The organism is Bartonella sp. MR168JLCBS (assembly GCF_042194175.1).
Window position 1 is genome coordinate 47,939 of sequence record NZ_JBHIMP010000005.1, and the last position, 23,192, is coordinate 71,130.

A 23,192-nucleotide genomic window follows, 5' to 3' on the forward strand; every position below is an offset into this window, starting at 1 on the left:
TATTAGCGTCCTCCAGAAATATGAGCATCCAAGAGCGATGTCGAACGTGCTGATTTCGCTTTTGCTTTTTCTGGTAAATTGTTACCCAGCAATTCGTTCAAAGGAAGATAAGGCACCGCTGGAGAATTAATTTGATCAAGAACCAATTTATTTGGTGAAGAGAAAATACGCCCCATCGTTTCCATATAAAGACGATAACGCGCAGCCTCTGGTGATATTGCCGCCTCACGGGCTATAGCCTGAAAACGTTCAGCACGCCCGCGTGCCTCTTCAACCATTTGTGCTTTTTCACCTTTTGCGATTTCCCGTGTACGTGAAGCTTCACCATTTGCTAAACCAATCTTCGTAAAACGCACACGATTTCCTTCTTCAATCATTCGTCCACGTTCCTGCTCTGCCTGCTGAACAGAATTAAACGCAGCAGCAACCTTTGTCGGAGGAGCAGCTTCACTAATCGATACACGGCTTATTTCGACACCGAGTTGATATTTATCGACAGTCAACTGGGTAATCTTTCGCACATCGTTAGCAACTTCCTCTTTTTTATCGCGTAAAACATCATCAACAGGTCTGGAACCAATAACCTCGCGCATTGCACTTTCAGCAACCTGACGAACTGTCCCTTCTTGATCATTCACATTGAATAAAAATTGTCCTGGATGTGAAATGCGATAGTAAACAGAAAAATTGACATTAACAATATTTTGATCACTAGACAGCATCAAACCTTCACTTTGTTGTCTCTGTCCAGTCTGTCCACCAATTGCAATTGTTTTTTCAGTTAAAGGCACTTTCATATAGGTCTCAATTGGCCAAAAGTGAAAATGCAATCCATCCCCGATAATTCCCGCCTTAGGCACACCAAAACGCAATTCCACTGCTTGCTCATTTTGTTGGACGATATAAAGTGATTGATAGAGCAAAAAACACACAGCAAGCAGAAGGAACAAAACAACAATTCCCCCTCTACTAAATTGTTTAAACTGATCCTTCCCTTTACGCAAAATATCATCAAAATTGGGACCATTTCCGCCCCCATTATTGCCACCAGAACCAAAAAGATTCTTAGTCGATGTTTTTTTGTCACCACTGTTCTTGTTTTTATCGCCACTCCACGGGCCACCACCATTTTGATTTGTCCAGGGCATTATCACCTCTTTAACTGACTACCATTCATTCAAATACCAACCATTCAATTGGATCTTATAGGGATTATCTTATCTCATTACAATACAACTGACAGGTTCTTTTCACTTATGATTATTTTCGCTCATAAACCACAAAACGTGTCGGATGACTATCTTTTTCTCCTTTTGGAATATCTTGTGTTTCTACAATAGTCCATTTTTCTTTATCAAAAACAGGAAAAAAACTATCACCTTCTATAGAAGCTAAAACTTCTGTAAGGAATATTTTATCAGCCATATGCAACCCTTGTTGAAAAATTTCACCACCCCCAATAATAAAAACTGCATCTGCACCATTTTGAGAAGCCACACTTTTTGCAATCGAACAGGCTTGCGACAAAGAATGAGCAATAACAGCGCCTTCAGCCGTGAATACACAATTACGGGTAATAACAATATTTGTACGCCCTAGTAAAGGACGCCCAAGAGAATCCCATGTTTTTCGCCCCATAATAATGGGGTTACCAAAAGTCAAAGCTTTAAAGCGTTGCAAATCCGTGGATAAATGCCAAGGCATCGCACCTTCACGACCTATAACACCATTTTCTGCAACAGCTGCAATTAAACAAACTGGAAAAGTCATACTGCTACCGGTGCCTTAATATGTGGCTGCGCTTCATAATTAAGCAATTCAAAATCCTCAAATTTAAAAGAAAAAAGATCTGTTACCGCTGAATTTATAAGCATCAACGGCAAAGCATTTGGTATACGAGACAACTGGTATCTTGCCTGTTCAAAATGGTTAGAATAAAGATGAGCGTCACCCAGAGTATGAATAAAGTCTCCTGCTTTAAGTCCACTTACTTGGGCAATCATCATCGTCAACAACGCATACGAAGCAATATTAAACGGAACACCTAAGAAAATATCTGCTGAACGCTGATAAAGCTGACAGGATAGCTTCCCATCAGCAACATAAAATTGAAAAAAACAATGACAAGGAGGCAAAGCCATCTCCTCTATCAGTGCGGGGTTCCAAGCAGATACAATTAAGCGACGAGAATCAGGCGTTTCTTTAATCATCGTCAAAAGATGACTGATTTGATCAATATGCCGTCCATCGGGAGCAGGCCAAGAGCGCCACTGATAACCATAAATAGGACCAAGGTTCCCTTTCTCATCAGCCCACTCATCCCAAATTGACACACCATGTTCCTTCAACCATGCAATATTTGTATCACCTCTCAAAAACCACAAAAGCTCATAAATGATCGAGCGCAAATGCAATTTCTTCGTTGTTAACAGAGGAAAGCCAGCCTGCAAATCAAACCGCATTTGATACCCAAAAATTGATCGTGTCCCCACACCGGTTCGATCTGTACGATCAATGCCGTTATTTAAAACATGCGATAAAAGATCAAGATAGATTTTCATATAAATATTATGGTTGATTCTTAACGTTACAGGAAATAGAAACTTCAAAATTTATAAAAATACAATTCAAAAAAATCCTCCTCCCAAACATCTTTTATAGGAAATCATTATTATACGATTGCATTTTGATGAATCAAATCGTAAATAAATTTTAAAAGAAACAAGTTAGGTATGATCATAAAAGGGATAAATTTATGGAGAATGAACCAACTTTAGCACCACATGATACAAGAAAACGTATCTGGGCTATCGTGTCCAGTGCATCAGGTAATCTAGTAGAATGGTATGACTTTTATGTTTATTCCTTTACATCCATTTACTTTGCATCACAATTTTTTCCCTCAGAAGGCAATGTCGTTACGCAACTTTTAATGGCTGCTGGTGTCTTTGCTATTGGTTTTCTTATGCGCCCAATCGGCGGATGGCTTTTTGGCTTCATTGCCGATCGTTACGGACGCAAACGCTCAATGCTTATCTCTGTTTTTATGATGTGTGGTGGTTCGTTCTTAATCGCCCTACTTCCTACCTATGAAACCATTGGAGTAGCAGCAGGAATTCTTTTACTTTTACTCAGAATGCTTCAGGGGCTTTCTGTCGGTGGTGAATATGGTACAACAGCAACTTATATGAGCGAAATCGCCCTCAAAAATCGCCGAGGATTTTTTAGCTCTTTCCAATACACCACACTGATTGGTGGTCAGCTTCTAGCCAGTCTTGTTATATTCATTTTAGCGCTTTATCTCACTGAAGATCAGCTAAAAGCATGGGGTTGGCGTATTCCATTTGCCATTGGTGGACTAGGAGCAATTGTTGCGATTTATCTACGCCGCACGCTCCATGAGACAACGACCAAAGAAAGTCGTTCTAGTGCACAAGCTGGTAGTATTAGAGGACTTCTAAGCAACCACCGAAAAGCTTTTTTTCTAGTTATCGGCTTTACCGCTGGAGGATCGCTCACATTCTACACCTATACGACTTACATGCAGAAATATCTGATTACAACCACCGGCTTTGATAAACATACAGCCACAACTGTGATGACTGCTGCACTCTTTGTTTTCATGTTACTTCAACCTGCATTTGGTTTTATGGCTGATAAAATTGGAACAAGAACTTCACTCCTTATTTGGAGTGTCTTATCCATTATCTTTACCATTCCTGGACTTAATGTGATTGGTAGTACTGATAATACATGGATTGCTTTATCAGTCATTATTGGAATGCTCTGCATTATGAGCTTTTACACGTCCATCTCTGGCATTGTAAAATCAGAAATGTTTCCCGCTTCAGTACGAGCAATAGGAGTTGGGCTCTCTTATGCTATTGCCAACGCACTGTTTGGCGGTTCTGCTGAATATGTCGCGCTTGGATTAAAAGATCTTGGATATGAATCTGTCTTCTATTTTTATATAACCGGCATGATGATTATTGCATTCATTTCTGTTCTCTTAATGCCCGATGCCCGGAAAGAGGGTTATCTTCAAGGTGATAGTATCCATTAAATTTTCTAAACTAAATCAAGAATCCCGATTTTTCGGGCTTCTTGATTATGATAATACTGTAAAATCAATATTTACAACTTATTATAGACACGCCTTTCATAGCATAAACATCTCTCGTATCATAAAGGAGCAATGTCCTCTTCTTTGATATGAACCATGATGAATAAATTATCCCATGTCATGACCGTATATTTTTCATGATCCTAATAAATCCAGTATACTTAGCTTTAAAAACATCAGATCTGTTTTAATTAAGATCCTCTTTTCTTTATCAAAAATAAGCAAAACATCGTTTCCTTATTTGTCTAATAATGGAAATTAAACCGCATCTATTATCACCAATCAATCCTCTCTCAACACCCCTTTCTGATCTGAATAATCAATGATACCGTTAAAGATACAATAAAAATCAAAACATACCTTCCTATAAATATGAGCACCGTTTTGTTCTATGACAAAAAAAACTGCAAACATCATAAAAATAAGCTGTTTCCCCCCCCCTTTTTTTTAAGAAACATCGCAATATAATTGAATTTTTATGGCTTAAACTGTAAACAACCTTAAAGAGAAGAAAAGTTATCGATCTAAAAGGGGAATACTTCATGAATAATCAAACAACTTTAGATCCACATGATACAAGGAAACGTATCTTCGCTATCATATCCAGTGCATCAGGGAATCTAGTAGAATGGTACGACTTTTATGCTTACTCCTTTGCATCGGTTTATTTTGCATCACAATTTTTTCCTGAAGATGAAGATATCGTTACACAACTGTTAAAAACTGCAGGAATCTTTTTTATTGGCTTTCTTATGCGTCCAATTGGAGCATGGCTCTTTGGATTCATTGCGGATCGTTATGGACGAAAAAACTCGATGCTTATTTCTGTTTTTATGATGTGTGGGGGCTCTTTTCTCATTGCCATACTTCCCACTTATAAAACCTTGGGAATAACAGCAGCATTTCTCCTCCTTTTAGTCCGCATGTTTCAAGGACTTTCCGTTGGCGGTGAATATGGTACAGCAGCAACTTATATGAGCGAAGTTGCACCAAAAAATCGTCGTGGTCTCTTTGCTTCTTTTCAATATGCAACAACGATCACAGGTCAACTTCTCGCAAGTTTTATAATATTTATTTTATCCCTTTACCTTACTGAAGATCAGTTAAAAGCGTGGGGATGGCGTATTCCTTTTGTCATTGGTGGCTTTGGAGCAATTGTTGCAATTTATCTGCGTAGTTTGCTCCATGAAACAACAACCCACAAAAGCCGCTCTGAACAACATGCTGGTAGTCTTAGAGAACTTTTTCGCAATCATAAAAAAGCTTTCTTTTTGGTTGTTGGCTTTACAGCTGGTGGATCACTCACATTTTATACATACACCACTTATATGCAAAAATATCTGATCACAACCACAGGTTTTGATAAACAAACCGCAACAACGATAATGACTGCCGCCCTCTTTATTTTTGTGCTACTCCAACCCCTTTTAGGTTTCATAGCCGATAAAATTGGAGCAAGAGCTTCACTCATTAGTTGGAGTACCTTATCCATTATCTGCACCATTCCTGTACTTAAAATGATTGGGAATGCCCATAATGCATGGGCAGCACTCTTAATCATCATTGGAATACTCTGTGTTATGAGTTTTTATACGTCCATTGCTGGTATCATAAAAGCAGAATTGTTCCCAGCCTCAATCCGCGCAATTGGTGTTGGATTTGCTTTTGCCATTGGGAATGCACTATTTGGCGGTTCTGCTGAATATGTAGCGCTTGGATTAAAAAATATGGGATACGAATCTGTTTTCTTTTTTTACATAGTTGGTATGATGGTCATTGCACTCATCTCTATTCTCCTTATGCCCGATATAGATAAAGGAGGATATCTCGATAAAGACGATAAACTTCATTAAACTTATTTTTCGGAAAAAAAGCCCAAGAAAATGGGCTTTTTTTTTATCATTATTTACACAAAAACTTAATTTTTATTTATGAAACCCATTTCATTATCTTACTCTCAATAATGGAAAGTCATCGAATATTTTCTATGACATACAGATATTACTTCCATAACGTATTGATTTGTAATGGTTGTTTATCATTTTGTATCTCAATTGAGAAACCCAAATACCATAAGATTTTTTCATTTCTACCCTTTTATATCTCGTCCTCATAACGATACCTCTTGCAACTCAGAAACAGAGTTAATGCTATGAATAAAATTATTTAATAAAAGAATAAAACAGCATTTTACAAAATATTTAAATTACAAAAAATGTATAAATCTATTGATGTAATTTACATTTAACAAATTTTCATGAACTTAAAGGTATTTAAATATAATAAAAACTTACTTAATTCTTATAAAGAATAATATTATATTTAATTATAAATTTATTAAAACGATTTTTATTATTTATATTAATTAATAAAACTATTTATACTATATAATAAATAATTTAAAATTGCAAAAGTATTTTATTTTAAATATTTTTCATAAAAATAATCATTTATACAATTGAATTTTTCTGGAAATCATAAACAATTATGGTTAGAAAATATCAACTATAAATTTAAAAGGGGAGCACTTCATGAAAAATGAAACAACTTTAGTACAACATGATACAAGAAAACGTATCTTCGCTATCATATCTAGCGCATCAGGGAATCTAGTAGAGTGGTATGATTTTTACGTTTACTCATTTGCTTCTATTTACTTTGCACCACAATTTTTCCCTTCAGATGGCGATGTTGTTACCCAATTTTTTAAAACTGCAGGAATCTTCTTTATTGGTTTTCTTATGCGCCCAATTGGAAGTTGGCTTTTTGGCTTTATTGCTGATCGTTATGGACGAAAAAACTCGATGCTCATATCTATTCTTATGATGTGTGGGGGCTCTTTTCTCATTGCCATACTTCCCACTTATGAAACTTTAGGGAGAACTGCAGCAATTCTTCTTCTCCTAATCCGTATGATGCAGGGACTTTCAGCAGGTGGTGAATATGGTACAGCTGCAACTTATATAAGCGAAGTTTCCCTTAAAAAACACCGCGGTCTCTTCGCTTCTTTCCAATCTGGTACGCTTATTACTGGTCAACTTTTAGCCAGTTTTATTATATTTATTCTGGCACTTTATCTAACGGAAGACCAATTAAGAACATGGGGCTGGCGTATTCCATTTGCTATTGGTGGATTGGGAGCATTCGTCGTACTTTATCTACGTCGTTCACTTCATGAAACAACCACCAAAGAAAGCCGCTCTCAAAAACACACTGGGAGTCTTAAAGAGCTTCTAAGCAAACACACAAAAGCATTTTTTGTGATTGTTCTCTTCGCCTCTGGAGGATCTCTCACATTTTACACTTGTACGACTTATATGCAGAAATATCTGATCACAACTACCGGTTTTGATAAACATACCGCTACAACTGTAATGACCGCGGCACTCTTTATTTTCATATTACTCCAACCCATATTTGGTATCCTAGCTGATAAAATTGGGACAAGAACTTTACTTATCCTTTGGAGTGCACTCTCTACTCTCTTTACAATTCCTGGACTTCTTATAATCGGTCACGCACATAATCCATGGATTGCGCTATCAGCCATTATTGGAATACTCTGTATTATGAGCATGTATACATCCATCTCTGGTGTCGTAAAATCAGCAATGTTTCCCTCTTCAGTACGAGCACTGGGAGTTGGTCTCTCTCATGCTATTGGCAATGCATTATTTGGTGGTTCTGCCGAATACGTAGCACTTGGATTAAAAAATATAGGACATGAATCACTGTTTTATTTTTACGTAATCGGCGTAATGCTCATTGCATTCATTGCCACCCTCTTTATACCGGATATGAGCAAAGGAGGATATCTTCAAGAAAACGAAACCGATTAAACCTTCGATGCTAAACAAAAAAGCCCAAAGAATTTTGGGCTTTTTTTATTGAGCAAAATTGAATTTTAAAATTGTTTAAATTTTATCAAGTGCGTTTAATTGTTTGGCTACCAAATAATAGAAAGTCATACGACTTTTTCTGCGATCTCCAGACATCATTTCTGCAACTTTTGACACAGCCATTTTAGCCCTCTGCTCATCCGCGCCTAATACATCTTGAACCCATTTTTCAACGCGTTCTAACTCTTTTGGATCCGATGTAGCAACAAGCGCTGCATCCTGCTTTTTCATCACCAAAGCTAAACGACGGCTAAGCCGTTCTACTGCTGCTTCATCGGGGTTTGAATCATATAGTTTAATATCTGCTAGATTATTGGTCATTTTGCATCATCTCCTCTCCAAAAATGAGCGGCCTATACTTTACAGCCGCATCATATAGCTCCATAAATAATTAGAGGATTAAAAATATTAACAACCCCCCCTTTTCCTAAGACTGTTCTTCATCTATATTTAAGGAGCTGGTTTACCAGCTATGGTAATAAATGGACAATGAAATAAACTCATTGGACCCGGGGGCGGTACCCGGCGCCTCCACCAAAATATAAGAGACCAAAGTTATATTTTGGTGGGGGCGAAATAGGATCGACAAGGGCGTAAAGATTGCTCTTTTACTCGGCATAGTACCACCGTTATCGGACTAAATGAGTAGTTGCAAATGACAACTATGCGGAAGCACGTCTCGCTGCTTAATGCAGTGCGAATGTTTCAATTTAAGTCTTAAACCGTCGCAGGTTTAAGCGGGGTTCGGAGGCACCTGGCAACAGAAGCCTTCATTTTTTTAAATGTTATTGATTGATCTTTCAGACATTATCAGACATTATTTACCATAGAGTTTCGTTTTTATTCGATTTATTGAGGTGCATCGTAGACAAAATACTGCTAATTTTAAAATATATTCTATCACACAATATCAATACGCCCCATTATCAATACGCTCCATTCTGCTACGTGAAATAAAAGGAATAAACTTCGATGGTTAAAGATCAAATCCGTTACGATATTCTCGTTCAGGATGCGCTTCGTGGAGTTATCCGTAAAGTTTTATCGGAAGTTAGCAAAGCAGGTCTTCCGGGAAATCATCATTTTTTTATAACTTTTTTGACGAATACCCCAGGTGTTAAAATTTCTCCTCGGCTAAAAAATCGCTATCCTGAGCAAATGACAATCGTCTTACAACATCAGTTTAGAGATCTCAGTGTTTCAGAAACAGCTTTCGAAGTAACCCTCTCCTTCAGGGAAATAACCGAAAAGCTCGTGATTCCTTTTACTTCTATTCAGGTCTTTTATGATCCTGTAGCAGCATTTGAAGCAGCATTTGATCTGCCCTCAAATCTTACCTCTGGAGAAAGTGAAAATTCAGAAAATACCTCAACTACGCCCATTACCTTATCAAACACACAAAAAAAAGAAAATACGCTTACAAAAGAACAAAATTTCAGTACAAATAAAGAATCTTCAAATAGCGATACAAAACAAAGTGCTGATGTTGTCTCTTTAGATTCTTTTCGGAAAAAATAAATTTTCTCATGACTGAATTGATTAATCTTCGCCGATTTCGAAAACAAAAAAAACGTATAGAAAAATCTCTTCGTGCTGAGCAAAATCGTTATCGTTTTGGACGAACAAAAACTGAAAAATTTTTTGAGCAACAAAAATCTTTAAAAACGCAAAAATTTCTTGATCAAAATCGTTTACGAAACGACGAATAAAGGTGGAAAAATGCACGAAAATAATTCTATCGATTGGTCAAAAGTCATTCCACGAAAAATATCTGTTCGCGTTGATGGGCACGCAACAAGCGTCTCTTTAGAACCGCCATTTTTAGATATTCTAAAAGATATAGCCCGCAAAAAAGGACAATCTTTAGCCTTTATTATCACTGATATTGATAGCAAAAGACCACAACAAGTCAATCTTTCGGCTTCTTTACGCGTTTATGCCCTTCAAAGCGTTCTCACCCAACGCCTTTAATGTTTATGCTTATTTTTTACGTTCTCTTTTTGTTTATTCAACTGAAGCTGTTGTGACTTTTTTTAGAGAAGTTTTTTTAATCTAGAACTTCAATGAAAAAAAGACTACAAAAGAGATATAATGAGTAATTTTTCTGATCACAACATACCTTTCTTTGAAGAAGATTCCCCTCCAGACCATGATAAAAAGAGCTCTGGTTTTTCCTCCCATACTCTAAAAGAACAAAAATCATATAACACAGACTATTTAAAACAACTCAATCCAGAACAGCAACAAGCTGTTATGAATACTGAGGGACCTCTTTTAGTTCTTGCAGGTGCTGGTACAGGAAAAACGCGCGTTTTAACAACCCGTATTTCTCATATTTTACGCTCTGGGCTTGCCTCTCCTCAGCAAATACTTGCTGTTACTTTCACCAACAAAGCAGCACGTGAAATGAAAATACGTATTGGTGAACTTATTGGAGGAGTTGTTGAAGGTATGCCTTGGCTTGGAACTTTTCACTCCACTGGTGCTAAAATTTTACGCCGTCACGCAGAGCTTGTTGGTTTAAAAAGAAACTTTACAATTCTCGATAGCGATGATGTTCTTCGACTTTTAAAACAGCTTATTCAAGCTGAGGGACTAGACGATAAGCGTTGGCCCGCACGAAACCTTGCCATGATGATTGATTCTTGGAAAAATCAAGGACTTTCACCAGAACATATCTCAAAAAGTGATGCTCATTCCTTTGGCAACGGCATGGGACGCAAACTTTATCACAGTTATCAAAATCGATTAAAAGATCTTAATGCTTGTGATTTTGGTGATCTTCTGCTTCATTCTATCTCTATCTTCCAACATAATCCAGATATTCTTCGCGAATACCATTCTCAATTTCGCTATATTCTTGTCGATGAATACCAAGATACAAATACAGCACAATATCTTTGGCTTCGCCTTTTGGCACAACATCCCCAAGGTCAACATATTAATCTTTGTTGTGTTGGCGATGATGATCAATCCATTTATGGATGGCGTGGTGCAAAAGTCGAGAATATATTACGTTTTGAAAAAGATTTTCCTTCTGCCAAAATTATTCGTCTAGAACGTAATTATCGCTCAACATCCCATATTCTTAAAACCGCCTCCCATCTCATTGCTCATAATGAAGAAAGACTGGGCAAAGTCCTTTTTTCTGCACAAATAAAGAGTGAGGAAGAAAAAGTAAAAATTCATTCAGCATGGGATTCGCAAGAAGAGGCCCGTGCCATCGGAGAAGAAATTGAACAAGCACACCAAACAGGTCATGCATTAAATCATATGGCTATATTGGTGCGTGCATCATTCCAAATGCGTGAATTTGAAGATCGCTTTGTAACGCTTGGTCTTAACTACCGCGTCATTGGTGGTCCTCGTTTTTATGAACGAATGGAAATACGTGATGCTATGGCTTATTTACGCGTTGTTGTCCAACCTGCTGATGATTTAGCTTTTGAGCGTGTTATTAATACACCGAAACGCGGCATAGGCGATGCAACCCTGCGCATTCTTTATGAGAGTGCGCGAGCACGTGCTGTTCCTCTCTTTTCTGCAGCCGCTGACATCATTGAAACAGATGAGTTAAAGCCTAAGGCACGCAGTGCGTTACGAAGCCTTATTGAAAACTTCCGCCGCTGGCAAAATATGCTTCAAGATACTCCTCATAAAGAACTTGCCGAGATTATCCTTGATGATTCTGGTTATACAACCATGTGGTTAGAAGATCGCTCACCAGAGGCTCCTACACGACTAGAAAATCTTAAAGAAATGATCCGTTCCATGGAACAATTTGAAAATCTTCAAAGTTTTTTGGAACATGTTGCACTCGTTATGGATGCTGAAAACAATGAAAATACCGATGCAGTCAACATCATGACACTTCATTCAGCCAAAGGACTTGAATTTGAAACAGTTTTTCTTCCTGGCTGGGAAGAAGGACTTTTTCCCCATCAGCGCTCATTAGATGAAGGTGGACGTTCAGGATTAGAAGAAGAACGGCGTCTTGCTTATGTTGGACTCACAAGAGCAAAAAAACACCTGCATATATGGTTTGTATCTAATCGTAGAATTCATGGACTTTGGCAATCTACTCTTCCCTCCCGCTTTCTAGATGAATTACCAGCAGAACATATAGAAGCCATAGCAATGGAAACATCTTATGGTGGTTATGGAAAATCTTCCTTTCAAAATCACGATTCCTGTTATACTGGCTATGCAACAGCAAGACAAAAGCATGCACAAAAAAACAAGACGATTGAAGGGAAAATTATCGCTCAATCAATCTCTCATGCATCATCAGATTTTTCCATCAATGATCGGATTTTCCACATAAAATTTGGTTATGGTCATATTACAGCAATAGACGATCATAAATTGACAATAATGTTTGAAAAAGCCGGAGAAAAGCGTGTACTGGATAATTTTGTCAACAAAGCTTAACTAAAAGCAAACCACGATCAGTTTTTGCAAGAGACCATTTTGTTTATTCTGATTATCATTTCCATTTGCGAACAAAAACTTCAATGGGTAAATTTTGCATATCAGGCAATGCATCGTAAATTTTATCAAGCGACCAATCCCACCAAGCCATCTCCAAAAGGCATTCTATGACATGATTGGGAAAACGCATCCGCAACCGTTTAGCAGGAACACCAGCGACAACCGCATAAGGCATAACATCTTTCGTTATAACAGCGTTAGCACCAATAATTGCTCCATGTCCAACTGTCACCCCAGGCATAATAACCGCGCCATATCCAATCCACACATCATGCCCAATAATAACACGTTTTGCACAACGCCTTTCGCGAAAAGAACGATCAAGAGCCATATAACGAAAATATTCGTTTGGACGATAGGTTATTTTATGCGTTGAAACGCGCTCCATAGGATGCTCCAACGCATTCATCCGTACATGAGATGCAATAGAACAAAAACGCCCAATATCGCTATAAATAGCCTCACTATTACGTTCTAAATAAGAAAAATCTCCAACGGTTACATCCCGTAAAATCACCCGCTCATTAATTTCCACATAGCGCCCTAATTTACAACCATGCAGCCGTGCTGTCGTATGGATACGAGGCTCACTTTCATGAAATCGAAGATCGTTCTCAATATTCATGCATCCCTCACCAATGTTTCATCAATAGATATGGAAAGACATACCAATCAAGCCAATAAAATCAACCATGAAACAGAGATTGCAAAACAAACCTGCCGATGTTACAATTTCTTGATCTATCTAAGAGAGTCAAACTATGAAAAATGTAATACGCATCTTGGGGCTGACAATCATATTTCTTGCAGGTATTTTTATTTATGATGCGCTGACAAATAAGCCTTTAGGTGATAATTTTACACTCACTGATTCTAATGGAAAAAATATCACTGAGGCTGATATTCGAAGCAAGCCTTCAATAGTTTTTTTCGGTTTCACTATGTGTCCTGAAATCTGCCCTACGACATTGATGAATCTTGATCGATGGCTTACAGCCCTTGGACCCAATGCCGATAAATTAGGCATATGGTTTGTTACTGTTGACCCTGAACGTGATACACCAGAAGTGCTCCATGAATATCTCAGTAATTTTAACAATAAAATCATGGGTATCAGTGGAGATCCTGATAAAGTTCATAAAATGGTCAATTCCTTTAACATCGTTGCTGAAAAAGTCCCTGGAACAGATGGAAACTATACATATAACCATACAGCAGCAATTTTTTTACTCAAAAAAGGTGGAAAATTAGCTGGCGTTATCCGTTATGACACGAAAGAAAGCGATAGCGAATTAAAAGATGAAATCGCCATTGAACGGTTAAAAAAACTCATCTTAAACTAAAAAAAGCCGATCAAAAGAAAGAACAGCATGTCGCAACAAATTCGCCTCTATTATACTGCTTCTAAAAATGAAGCAGAACGGTTCTATACCCTTATAGACACAGCCTTTGACGAAGAAGGTTATCCTCTTGCTCTTACAGAGATAGATGAACAAAATGCTGTATATGAACTTTCACTCTATGTAGACCAAGAAAACTACGAGCATATTTCGAAACGTTTTGCCCAAATCCTTTCTATAGATCCTAATAAAATTAACAGTGAAATTTTACCCAACATTGATTGGGTACAAAAAAGCCTAGAAGGACTAAAACCTGTGCAAGCCGGTCCTTTTTTTCTTCATGGAAGTCACAACCGAAACGCCATTCCAGCCAATGTTCTTCCTATTGAAATTGAAGCAAATCAAGCTTTTGGCACCGGACATCATGGAACAACAGCTGGTTGTTTAGAAATGATTGCCAAAGTGATGGAACATGAAAATCCCCAAAATGCACTTGATCTTGGTACCGGCAGTGGGGTACTCGCCATCGGCATCGCAATGCTCAAACCTATTGCTATACTTGCATCTGATATTGATCCAATCGCTATTCAAGTTACACAACACAATATCCAGCTCAATGGCGTAAAAAAATATATCACAGCTGTCACAGCAACAGATTTTGCCCATGATGAAATTGCTTCACGTGCTCCCTTTGATCTTATTGTTGCCAATATCCTTGCCAATCCTCTTATCGCACTTGCACAAGAAATGGTAAAGGCACTCCAAAAAGGTGGATCACTGATACTCTCTGGAGTTCTTGAAGAACAACATGCAGATGTTTTAAAGGCTTATGTAAAACAAGGGCTGAAACACATTGAAACATACCACCGTCAAGGATGGGTTACGATACATCTGAAATAAAGTAAAAGAAAAGGACGTCATTATGTATCAATCTTTTGAGGCGACAACAAATCCAGCCCATGCTCTAGAACGCATTGCCTCTCTGCGTAAAGAGTTTGACCGCCTTGGTCTCGATGGTTTTCTTGTTCCGCGGTGCGATGAACATCAAGGAGAGTATGTCCCTCCCCATGCTCAACGCCTTAGCTGGCTAACCGGCTTTACTGGATCAGCTGGGATTGCACTGATTTTAAAAAACAAAGCCATCATATTTACAGACGGACGATATAAGCTCCAAGTTCGCCAACAAACTGATCCTAATATTTTTGATTATGAAGATCTCATAACTTGCCCTCCCTCACAATGGCTTGAAAAAAATGCTCAAAAACTTTCTATTGGCTTTGATCCATGGCTCCACACCATCACTGCCACCGATGCATTGAGAAACGCATTAGAAATGAAAGCAGGTGGAAAACTTGTAGCAATTCACTCCAATCCCATTGATCTGCTTTGGCATGATCAGCCATCATTGCCACAAGCTGCCCTATCAATTCACCCTCTCAAATATGCTGGGTGCAATACGGATGAAAAACTCGCTTTGATTTACAAAGATATACAGAAAACTCATGCAAATGCTTTTATTTTTACAGACCCTTCCTCCATTGCATGGACATTCAATATACGTGGCAACGATGTTTCCAACGCACCTTTTTCCCTTTGTTTTGCTTTCATTCCCATCCAAGAAACACCAGCCTTATTCATTAACAGCAAAAAACTTGGTGTAGAACAGAAACAATATCTGGAACGTTATGCAAAATTATATGAACCAGAACAGCTTATTCCAAAGATCAAAGAGTATGTTCAAAAAGGGACAGTGTTTGCCTTAGATCCACAGCTAACATGCGAAAAATTACGAACTGTTATTGAAGAAAAAAATAGCTCTTTCATCACACTTACCGATCCTGCCGCTCTACCACGTGCCATTAAAAATGACACAGAACTCAATGGCGCACGCAAAGCGCATCTACGCGATGGTGTTGCCCTAACCCGTTTTTTTTCCTGGTTAGATAAACAAATACCAGGGTCAATAAGTGAAATTTCTGCTGCGCAAAAATTAGAAGAATTTCGCATAAATACAGCAAAAGAAATGGGAGAAGAACTTAAAGATCTTTCTTTTGATACAATTTCAGCAGCAGGAGAAAATGGCGCCATTATTCATTATCGTGTAACAACACAAACAAATAAACAACTCAATGCGGGTGAACTTTATCTTGTTGATTCAGGCGGACAATATCGTGATGGAACGACAGATATCACACGTACAGTAGCAATTGGGAATATTGGAGAAGAAGAAAAACGCTGTTTCACGCTTGTCCTCAAAGGTATGATTGCTCTTTCAACTGCTTACTTTCCAAAAGGAACCCGCGGACAAGACATTGATATTCTAGCGCGCATTGCATTGTGGAAGGCTGGTTTTGATTATGCTCATGGCACCGGTCATGGTGTCGGGTCTTATCTTTCTGTTCATGAAGGACCACAAAATATTTCCCGCAAAGGATGCCAAGAACTCATCTCCGGTATGATTCTTTCAAACGAACCAGGATATTATCGCGAAGGTGCTTTTGGTATCCGTCTTGAAAATTTGATAATTGTAAAGCCAGCACAAAAAATTGATGGCGGGGATATAGAAATGCTTTCGTTTGAGACGCTTACACTTTGCCCTATTGATCGAAAACTCATTCTCCCAGAGCTTTTGACACAAGAAGAACGGCAATGGCTCAATGATTACCATGCGCGCGTTTATCAGATGAATGCACCTTACTTAAATGAAGAAGATAAAAAATGGGCAAAAGAGGCAACACTACCCCTTTAAATGAGGCAACACAAATATCTTCTAACGCTTCTTATAAAAACACCACACCCTTCTCTTTTAAAGAGGGAAATGCATATTTACCATCAGCAATCACAAAAAATGCTTCTATAAAATACTTCAAGTTTTTTTACCGATAGGATAAAAGCTCTTCCCAAACTGAAACAGAACGGGATATACTTATAACAGATAATGCTTATCAACTATCCTCTACCATCTTCACATGAGTTATAGCCTTATTCTGCTGTATAGAAATTTTCATTATATTTTGTAATCCTCCGCGTCTCATTTCTAAAACGCCTATTATAACCAGCTCATTACACTGTTTAAATTCAAAAATTCTGCATATTTAGTTACAATTTTTACCTTGATTCACAGTGATACCGTATATCTTTTACTAATAATAACCTTGTATATTCTTAATCATAAGAGTTTAAGTTTAATATTTAAATTCAACGTTTTTTAATCACTTAATAAATATCAAAATATATGGCGCTCTATTTTTGCAAAAAAAAACAACCCCTATTATCCCCTTTTTGATTCCAGCCCCCCAAAATGTAAGAGAGATAACCATACAAACAGCATACGCATCTTCTAGAAAACGCCCTCTAAACATCATGTTCCTCAATCAACTGTAGCCAAGTCTCTTCATCGATAACCTCAACACCTAATTCTTCAGCTTTAGCCAATTTGGAGCCCGCTCCAGGTCCTGCAACAAGAAGATCTGTTTTTTTAGAAAGTGAACCAGATGTTTTGGCCCCTAATCGCTCTGCCAATGCTTTTGCTTCATCGCGTGACATATGCGCCAAAGTTCCTGTAAAAACAATTGTCTTCTCCGCTATTGGGGAAGAAGCTGTCGTGATAGGCTCTTCATCAAGAGGAGTTACTTCTTCAAGTAAAACAGACAAAACCTCACGATTATGCGCTTCTTGATAAAAATCAACAATTGCGCTCCCTACCTGTGGTCCAATTCCTTCGATATTGGTAAGCTCCATCCAAGCTTCATTGCCTTTTTCATTTGCCTTATCACATGGCATAAGTGCTCCCATAGCCGCAGTTTCAAAAGCTGTATAATTTTTATAAGTACGCGCAAGGCGGCGTGCATTCACCTCTCCAACATGACGAATCCCCAATGCAAACAAAAAACGGCTTAAAGGAATTTCGCGACGTGCATTAATGGCATCATACAATTTGCGAACTGAAACAGTACCAAAACCTTCTATATTTTCTAAACGTATCAAAGATTTTTCTTGGCGACGTTCTAAAGTAAAAATATCGGCTGGTGTATGAATACAAAGCGCTTCATCTTGAGCATAGAAAAAAAACTCTACCTGTTTTTTACCCAAGCCCTCAATATCAAAAGCATTACGCGCAACAAAATGACGAATACGCTCAATCGCCTGTGCAGGACAAATAAGCCCCCCTGTACAGCGACGCACGGCTTCTCCCACTTCACGAACAGCATGACTCCCACAAGCTGGACACAAATGAGGAAAAATAAAGACAGAAGCATCTTTCGGGCGTTTTTCAATAATAACATCAATAACTTGAGGGATCACATCACCAGCACGTTGTACAATCACGCTATCGCCTACACGGATGTCACGTCCTTCACGAATAGGCTCTCCTTTATGACCAATTCCCTTAATATAATCCTCATTATGCAAACTAGCATTGGTCACCACGACTCCACCAACAGTAATAGGTGTAAGACGTGCAACAGGTGTCAAAGCTCCCGTGCGACCAACTTGAATGTCAATATCTTTCAAAAGCGCTATCGCTTTTTCTGCTGGAAATTTATGCGCGATTGCCCAACGCGGCGAACGAGAAACAAACCCCAAGCGCTTTTGGAGCATCAAATCATTAACCTTATAAACAATCCCATCAATATCATAGCTTAAAGAATGACGGCATTCTTCGATATCGTGATAATAAGAAATAATTTCTTCTAACGTCTTAAAGGCTTTTGTTAATGGATTGATAACAAAGCCATATTCTTTTAGCTTTTTCATCATCTCCATTTGACTTTCTGCCAATATTTCACTCACCTCACCACAAGCATAAGCAAAAAATTGAAGCTTTCTGCTAGCGGTTATCCGTGAATCAAGCTGACGGAGTGAACCAGCTGCCGCATTTCGAGGATTGGCAAAGGTTAACTTGCCCTTCTCTTGTTGGCTGATATTAAGTGCTTGGAAATCCTCCCGCCCCATATAAACTTCACCACGCACCTCAATTATATCAGGAAAATCACCTTGCAAAACTTGTGGAATATCAGCAATGGTTCGGGCATTTGCCGTCACATTTTCACCGACAGTTCCATCCCCACGCGTTGCCGCCCCCACAAGCCGCCCCTTTTCATAGCGTAAAGACAAAGATAAACCATCAATTTTTGGCTCCGCTGTTATTTCCAACACCTGTGTTTCTGGAAGCCGTAAAAAACGACGAATACGCTCAACAAATTCAGTAACATCTTCAGAGCTAAACGCATTATCCAGTGAAAGCATTGGCTGTGCATGAACAGATTTTTCAAACTTTTCAGAAATTGGTGCCCCAATTTTATGTGAAGGAGAATCAACACGAATAAGCTCTGGAAAAAGAGCTTCAATTTCTGCATTACGGCGGCGCAAAGCATCATATTCTGCATCGGAAATTTCAGGCTGATCATCACGATTATAAAGCACATCATGACGTGCAATCTCTTTTGCCAACCACTCTAATTCACTTTCTGCTTCAACAGCTGTGAGATTTTTATCTGCATCTTTGTTCATAAAATCTATTCCAAATTACGAGCACTGCCACAAGGATGATCTCCGCGCCTCCTCATAAAGTGAATCTCAATAAATACAAGCTTTCCAGTATTTTTATCGCTGACTAATTACCTTCATGCTAGAAGCTTTTGAGCCGCTGCACGCGCTTCTTCAGTAATCTGTTCTCCTGCCAACATACGAGCAATTTCTTCTGCACGCTCATGCTCTTCCATTTTATGAATAGCAGTAACAAAGCGTCCTTTATCATGACTCTCAATTTTTGAAATAAGAAAATGACCATGCGCTTTCGATGCAACCTGTGGAGCATGCGTAATAGCGAAAACCTGAACATGTTCTGATAAGCGTTGCAACCGTTGCCCAATAGCAGCTGCAACAGCACCCCCAACGCCTGTATCAATTTCATCAAAGATCAGCGTCGGTGCTGATCCTCGATCAGATAAAACAACTTTTAATGCCAACAAAAAACGAGACAATTCACCGCCAGAAGCCACACTAAGCATTGGTCCAGCACGTGTTCCAGGATTTGTTCGCACCCAATATTCAATACGATCACATCCCTCTGCACTCCGCTTTTCGATATCACTTTGCATTTCAACAATAAATTCAGCCCTCTCTAATTTCAATGCCGGTAACTCAGTCATCACGCTTTCAGACAAGTGCTTTGCAATCTCTTGACGTTTTATTGACAACGCTTGTGCTAACGTATCGTAATTTTTTTGTGCTTGTTTTGCTTCATCTTCAAAACGTGTCAATATAGTCTGAGCCTCTTCAAAATCAGCTAATTCAGCATCCATCTTATCGTGTAACTGAACCAATTCATCCGCAGAAACTTGATATTTACGAGCAAAACCCCGAAGAGAAAAAAGACGCTCTTCTATCCGTTCCAATTCATCAGGTTCAAAATCTAATGCTCGTATTGCCGTCTCAATACCTTCTTGCGCTGTTGCAAGTGCATGCAATGCCTCATCAATAGATTTCACCACTGGTGCAATAAGCTCTTGTGCTTCAGGAATTTTCCGCTCCAAACGCCTCACCAAATTGGAAAGCACTGGGATTGGTGATTTTTGACCCGTTAAAAGATCATCCGCTTCTTTAATATCCGTCGCTATTTTTTCTAATTTAAGCATATCGGCACGACGAAGAGAAAGAGTATCCTCTTCACCAACTTTAAAATCAAGCTTTTCAAGCTCTTCTACACACGCACGAAGATAATCAACCTCACGTACAGCACTCTCTACTTTAAGACGCTGCCGTTGCAAACGCTCCTCAAATTCACGCCATGTGTAATAACACTGACGCAAATTTTCCACTTCATCCTCAAGACCACCAAAGGCATCTAATAATTGGCGATGTGTAGCAACATCAACAAGCGCACGATCATCATGTTGTCCATGGATTTCAACCAGCAAACGGCCAACACTCCGCATCAATGCAACACTAGACACCTGATCATTGATAAAAACACGGCTGCGTCCATCACTTGATTGCACACGTCGTAAAATAATATCACCCTCATCATCAAGACCATTCTCACGAATAAGTTGACGTGCAGGATGTGAAACAGACACATCAAAAACAGCTGTGACCTGCCCGCGCTCAGCACCATGACGCACAAGCGAAGCATCACCCCGCCCCCCTAGAGCAAGTGATAAAGCATCAAGGAGAATAGACTTCCCCGCACCTGTTTCTCCAGTTAAAACCGTCAACCCCGCCGTAAAATGAATATCGAGCGTTTCGATCAAAACAATATTATGAATCGAAAGCTGTACCAGCATAGAGAATCAACGTACCCTCTTCTTATCACCACCTAAAGCATTTGAGATCCAAGAAGATTTATGCTCGCGTGGCGATATTTTATTCTTCTGCAAGAGATTATAAGAAAATTTATACCACTCACTTTTGGGATAGTTACGTCCTAAAATAGCTGCTGCCGTCTGCGCTTCCGCCGTTAAGCCAAGAGCAAGATTAACTTCCGTCAAGCGGAAAAGCGCTTCTTCAATTTGATTTGTATCGGAATACTCTTCAACCACGGTACGAAACCGTCTACTTGCCGCAAGATAGCGCCGCCCCTCTTCATAATAACGACCAATCTGCATTTCTTTGCCAGCCAGCTGTTCGCGCCCAAAACGTATTTTATCCTTAGCATCCTTGACATATTCAGAATTAGGATAACGCTCTATAAGGAGCTGCATAGCAGCAATAGCACGTTTCGTATCACGTTGATCACGCGTAACATCAGGAATCCGACGGAAAGAAGAAAGACCAATAATATAGTACGCATAAGCCGAGTCAGTCGACCCTGGATAAAGAGTAATATAGCGTTGAGCCATACTAATTGAATCATCATACTTTCCGAGTCGGTAATTAGTAAAAGCACCCATGACCAAAGATTTACGCCCCCAGTCTGTATAAGCATACTGCTTTTCAATCTTCAAAAACTTCTTCGATGCATCCCCAAGCTTCCCACTCTCAAGGCTAGCAAGCGCCTGATTATATAAAACATCTGGTGGCTCTATTTTCAAAACATAAGCAGATGGATCAAGGGTATTTTTCTCTTTAAAGAGGCATCCCGCCAACATACAGGTGCTTCCCAAAAGCACCACCCCCAATATCTTGCGTACAATGTTAAATTTTCTATATGTCATATTTCCAATGCACACATGAGATTTTTTCATAGTTTTTCCGGCCTCCACAGAATATCACCTTGTAGCAAAAACAAGTTATCAAAGGTCTTATACCATATCACTTTAAAATCCACATAACCAATTTAGCAGTTTAGGTCAATCATCCCCTTAAAAATCAAATAAACGATAAAAAAATCTTGTCAATTTTTTTACTCTTTCTCTAAAAAGCTTTTTTCGTAATGTGATTCGTCTGCCAAAACAGCCTTCACCAATTGCGCATTAATTCTATGTCCACTACAATAAGAACGAAATAATCCAATAAAAGGCGCCCCAAGCAAAGCAGTATCACCAATCGCATCAAGCATCTTGTGCCGAACACATTCATTCTCCCAATAAGGACCATCGGGATTTAAAATTTTATCATTAAGGTCGATAACAAGAGAATTTTCCAAAGAAGCGCCTCTCGCCTTTCCAGAAAGCCTTAATTTTTCCACGTCTTTGAGAAAACCAAAAGTGCGCGCACGTGACAAATCATCTCTAAACCCTCGTGTGGTAAGATCAAAACTGAAATGTTGCTTACCAATAGCAGAAGAAGGAAAAGAGATCGTTATATCAAAACGACGTCCATCGAATGGCAAAAGCTCTGCAACACCATGAGCCTCTTCAACCCGCAACGGCTTTTTTATAATGAAATAAGAACGTAACGCATTTTGCTGTACAATGCCAACATCTTCAAAAGCTTGGCAATATAGCCACGCTGAACCATCCAAAATAGGAATCTCATTATGTGACATTTCAATAACAAGATTATCCAAATTATAAGCAACAATTGCTGCCATCAAATGTTCAATTGTTTCAACCCTTACATCTCCATCTCCAAGTACCGTTGATAATTCAGTTGCTCCTGTTTGCGATGCATGGGCTTGAAATATTTTCTCTGTTCCGTCTAATCCACAACGCTTAAAAATAATACCACACCCAACATCCGCTGGACAAACCTTCACCACTGACAAACAGCCACTGTGAACGCCAATCCCCTTAAATGTTACTGCTTTTTTAAGAGTAGACTGATATTTTGGCACCAAGTTCATCATATTATTTTATTGAATTGCTTTTACATCTTTTAACAAAATTTATAAAATCATAAAAAATATTCATAGTAAATAATAAAAAAACCGCTTAGTATAAGCGGTTTTTTTAA

General features: G+C 38.7%; 19 protein-coding genes and 1 other RNA gene. 11 read left to right on the plus strand and 9 right to left on the minus strand.

What is annotated here, in order from left to right; genetic code table 11:
* Nucleotides 1–2 precede the first annotated feature (2 nt).
* The 3 genes from hflK to ACFIK8_RS04815 form a co-directional block, all read right to left on the minus strand.
* A complete protein-coding gene (gene hflK / locus ACFIK8_RS04805) occupies nucleotides 3–1,148 on the minus strand; it encodes an FtsH protease activity modulator HflK (protein ID WP_375669007.1) in 1,146 nt (381 codons plus the stop codon).
* Between the two features lie 112 nt (nucleotides 1,149–1,260).
* Nucleotides 1,261–1,770 carry a dihydrofolate reductase gene (locus ACFIK8_RS04810; protein ID WP_375636180.1) on the minus strand — a complete coding sequence of 170 codons (510 nt, stop codon included), beginning with the start codon at nucleotides 1,768–1,770 and terminating at the stop codon, nucleotides 1,261–1,263.
* Nucleotides 1,767–2,561 (minus strand): thymidylate synthase, encoded by a 795-nt coding sequence (locus ACFIK8_RS04815; RefSeq protein ID WP_015856618.1) that lies wholly within the window; start codon nucleotides 2,559–2,561, stop codon nucleotides 1,767–1,769. The genes ACFIK8_RS04810 and ACFIK8_RS04815 overlap by 4 nt, the downstream gene beginning before the upstream one ends.
* A 194-nt stretch (nucleotides 2,562–2,755) precedes the next feature.
* On the opposite strand from ACFIK8_RS04815, the gene ACFIK8_RS04820 reads away from it, so the two are divergent.
* The 3 genes from ACFIK8_RS04820 (at nucleotide 2,756) to ACFIK8_RS04830 (ending at nucleotide 7,962) form a co-directional block, all read left to right on the plus strand.
* Nucleotides 2,756–4,063: an MFS family transporter gene (locus ACFIK8_RS04820; RefSeq protein ID WP_375636179.1), complete on the plus strand. Its 1,308-nt coding sequence runs from the start codon at nucleotides 2,756–2,758 to the stop codon at nucleotides 4,061–4,063.
* 602 nt (nucleotides 4,064–4,665) lie between these two features.
* Nucleotides 4,666–5,976 (plus strand): MFS family transporter, encoded by a 1,311-nt coding sequence (locus ACFIK8_RS04825; protein ID WP_375636178.1) that lies wholly within the window; start codon nucleotides 4,666–4,668, stop codon nucleotides 5,974–5,976.
* A gap of 678 nt (nucleotides 5,977–6,654) precedes the next feature.
* A complete protein-coding gene (locus ACFIK8_RS04830; RefSeq protein ID WP_375636177.1) occupies nucleotides 6,655–7,962 on the plus strand; it encodes an MFS family transporter in 1,308 nt (435 codons plus the stop codon).
* Between the two features lie 75 nt (nucleotides 7,963–8,037).
* On the opposite strand, the gene ACFIK8_RS04835 is transcribed toward ACFIK8_RS04830, so the two are convergent.
* Nucleotides 8,038–8,343: a DUF2853 family protein gene (locus ACFIK8_RS04835; RefSeq protein WP_015856622.1), complete on the minus strand. Its 306-nt coding sequence runs from the start codon at nucleotides 8,341–8,343 to the stop codon at nucleotides 8,038–8,040.
* Between the two features lie 97 nt (nucleotides 8,344–8,440).
* Here ACFIK8_RS04835 and ssrA point away from each other — a divergent pair.
* The 5 genes from ssrA (at nucleotide 8,441) to ACFIK8_RS04860 (ending at nucleotide 12,453) form a co-directional block, all read left to right on the plus strand.
* Nucleotides 8,441–8,797, plus strand: a transfer-messenger RNA (tmRNA) gene (gene ssrA, locus ACFIK8_RS04840).
* 197 nt (nucleotides 8,798–8,994) lie between these two features.
* Nucleotides 8,995–9,540 carry an SspB family protein gene (locus tag ACFIK8_RS04845; RefSeq protein WP_375636176.1) on the plus strand — a complete coding sequence of 182 codons (546 nt, stop codon included), beginning with the start codon at nucleotides 8,995–8,997 and terminating at the stop codon, nucleotides 9,538–9,540.
* A gap of 8 nt (nucleotides 9,541–9,548) precedes the next feature.
* The gene (locus ACFIK8_RS04850; protein WP_375636175.1) at nucleotides 9,549–9,731 is read left to right on the plus strand and encodes a DUF4169 family protein; all 183 of its coding nucleotides are present in this window, start codon (nucleotides 9,549–9,551) and stop codon (nucleotides 9,729–9,731) included.
* A 10-nt stretch (nucleotides 9,732–9,741) separates the two neighbouring features.
* Nucleotides 9,742–9,993, plus strand: coding sequence for a ribbon-helix-helix domain-containing protein (locus ACFIK8_RS04855; protein WP_273788067.1), 252 nt, complete (start codon nucleotides 9,742–9,744; stop codon nucleotides 9,991–9,993).
* 120 nt (nucleotides 9,994–10,113) lie between these two features.
* Nucleotides 10,114–12,453, plus strand: a complete 2,340-nt coding sequence (locus ACFIK8_RS04860) for an ATP-dependent helicase (RefSeq protein WP_375636174.1) — start codon at nucleotides 10,114–10,116, stop codon at nucleotides 12,451–12,453.
* A gap of 55 nt (nucleotides 12,454–12,508) precedes the next feature.
* On the opposite strand, the gene ACFIK8_RS04865 is transcribed toward ACFIK8_RS04860, so the two are convergent.
* A complete protein-coding gene (locus ACFIK8_RS04865; protein WP_375636173.1) occupies nucleotides 12,509–13,138 on the minus strand; it encodes a DapH/DapD/GlmU-related protein in 630 nt (209 codons plus the stop codon).
* A 136-nt stretch (nucleotides 13,139–13,274) separates the two neighbouring features.
* Here ACFIK8_RS04865 and ACFIK8_RS04870 point away from each other — a divergent pair, with 136 nt between their 5' ends.
* Genes ACFIK8_RS04870 through ACFIK8_RS04880 form a run of 3 tightly spaced genes read left to right on the plus strand, consistent with a single transcriptional unit; the run spans nucleotide 13,275 to nucleotide 16,602 of the window.
* On the plus strand, nucleotides 13,275–13,856 hold the full coding sequence (locus tag ACFIK8_RS04870) for an SCO family protein (protein WP_015856628.1): 582 nt from the start codon (nucleotides 13,275–13,277) through the stop codon (nucleotides 13,854–13,856).
* Nucleotides 13,857–13,883: 27 nt separating this feature from the next.
* A complete protein-coding gene (locus ACFIK8_RS04875) occupies nucleotides 13,884–14,753 on the plus strand; it encodes a 50S ribosomal protein L11 methyltransferase (protein ID WP_375644776.1) in 870 nt (289 codons plus the stop codon).
* Nucleotides 14,754–14,775: 22 nt separating this feature from the next.
* Nucleotides 14,776–16,602, plus strand: coding sequence for an aminopeptidase P family protein (locus tag ACFIK8_RS04880; protein ID WP_375669008.1), 1,827 nt, complete (start codon nucleotides 14,776–14,778; stop codon nucleotides 16,600–16,602).
* Between the two features lie 605 nt (nucleotides 16,603–17,207).
* Here ACFIK8_RS04880 and ligA read toward each other — a convergent pair.
* The 4 genes from ligA to lpxC form a co-directional block, all read right to left on the minus strand.
* Nucleotides 17,208–19,367 carry an NAD-dependent DNA ligase LigA gene (gene ligA / locus ACFIK8_RS04885; RefSeq protein WP_375636170.1) on the minus strand — a complete coding sequence of 720 codons (2,160 nt, stop codon included), beginning with the start codon at nucleotides 19,365–19,367 and terminating at the stop codon, nucleotides 17,208–17,210.
* Nucleotides 19,368–19,480: 113 nt separating this feature from the next.
* Nucleotides 19,481–21,142, minus strand: coding sequence for a DNA repair protein RecN (recN, locus tag ACFIK8_RS04890; RefSeq protein WP_375636169.1), 1,662 nt, complete (start codon nucleotides 21,140–21,142; stop codon nucleotides 19,481–19,483).
* Nucleotides 21,143–21,148: 6 nt separating this feature from the next.
* Complete coding sequence (locus ACFIK8_RS04895; RefSeq protein ID WP_015856633.1) at nucleotides 21,149–22,042, minus strand: outer membrane protein assembly factor BamD; 894 nt, start codon at nucleotides 22,040–22,042, stop codon at nucleotides 21,149–21,151.
* A 158-nt stretch (nucleotides 22,043–22,200) separates the two neighbouring features.
* Nucleotides 22,201–23,085: a UDP-3-O-acyl-N-acetylglucosamine deacetylase gene (gene lpxC, locus ACFIK8_RS04900; protein WP_375636168.1), complete on the minus strand. Its 885-nt coding sequence runs from the start codon at nucleotides 23,083–23,085 to the stop codon at nucleotides 22,201–22,203.
* Nucleotides 23,086–23,192 lie beyond the last annotated feature (107 nt).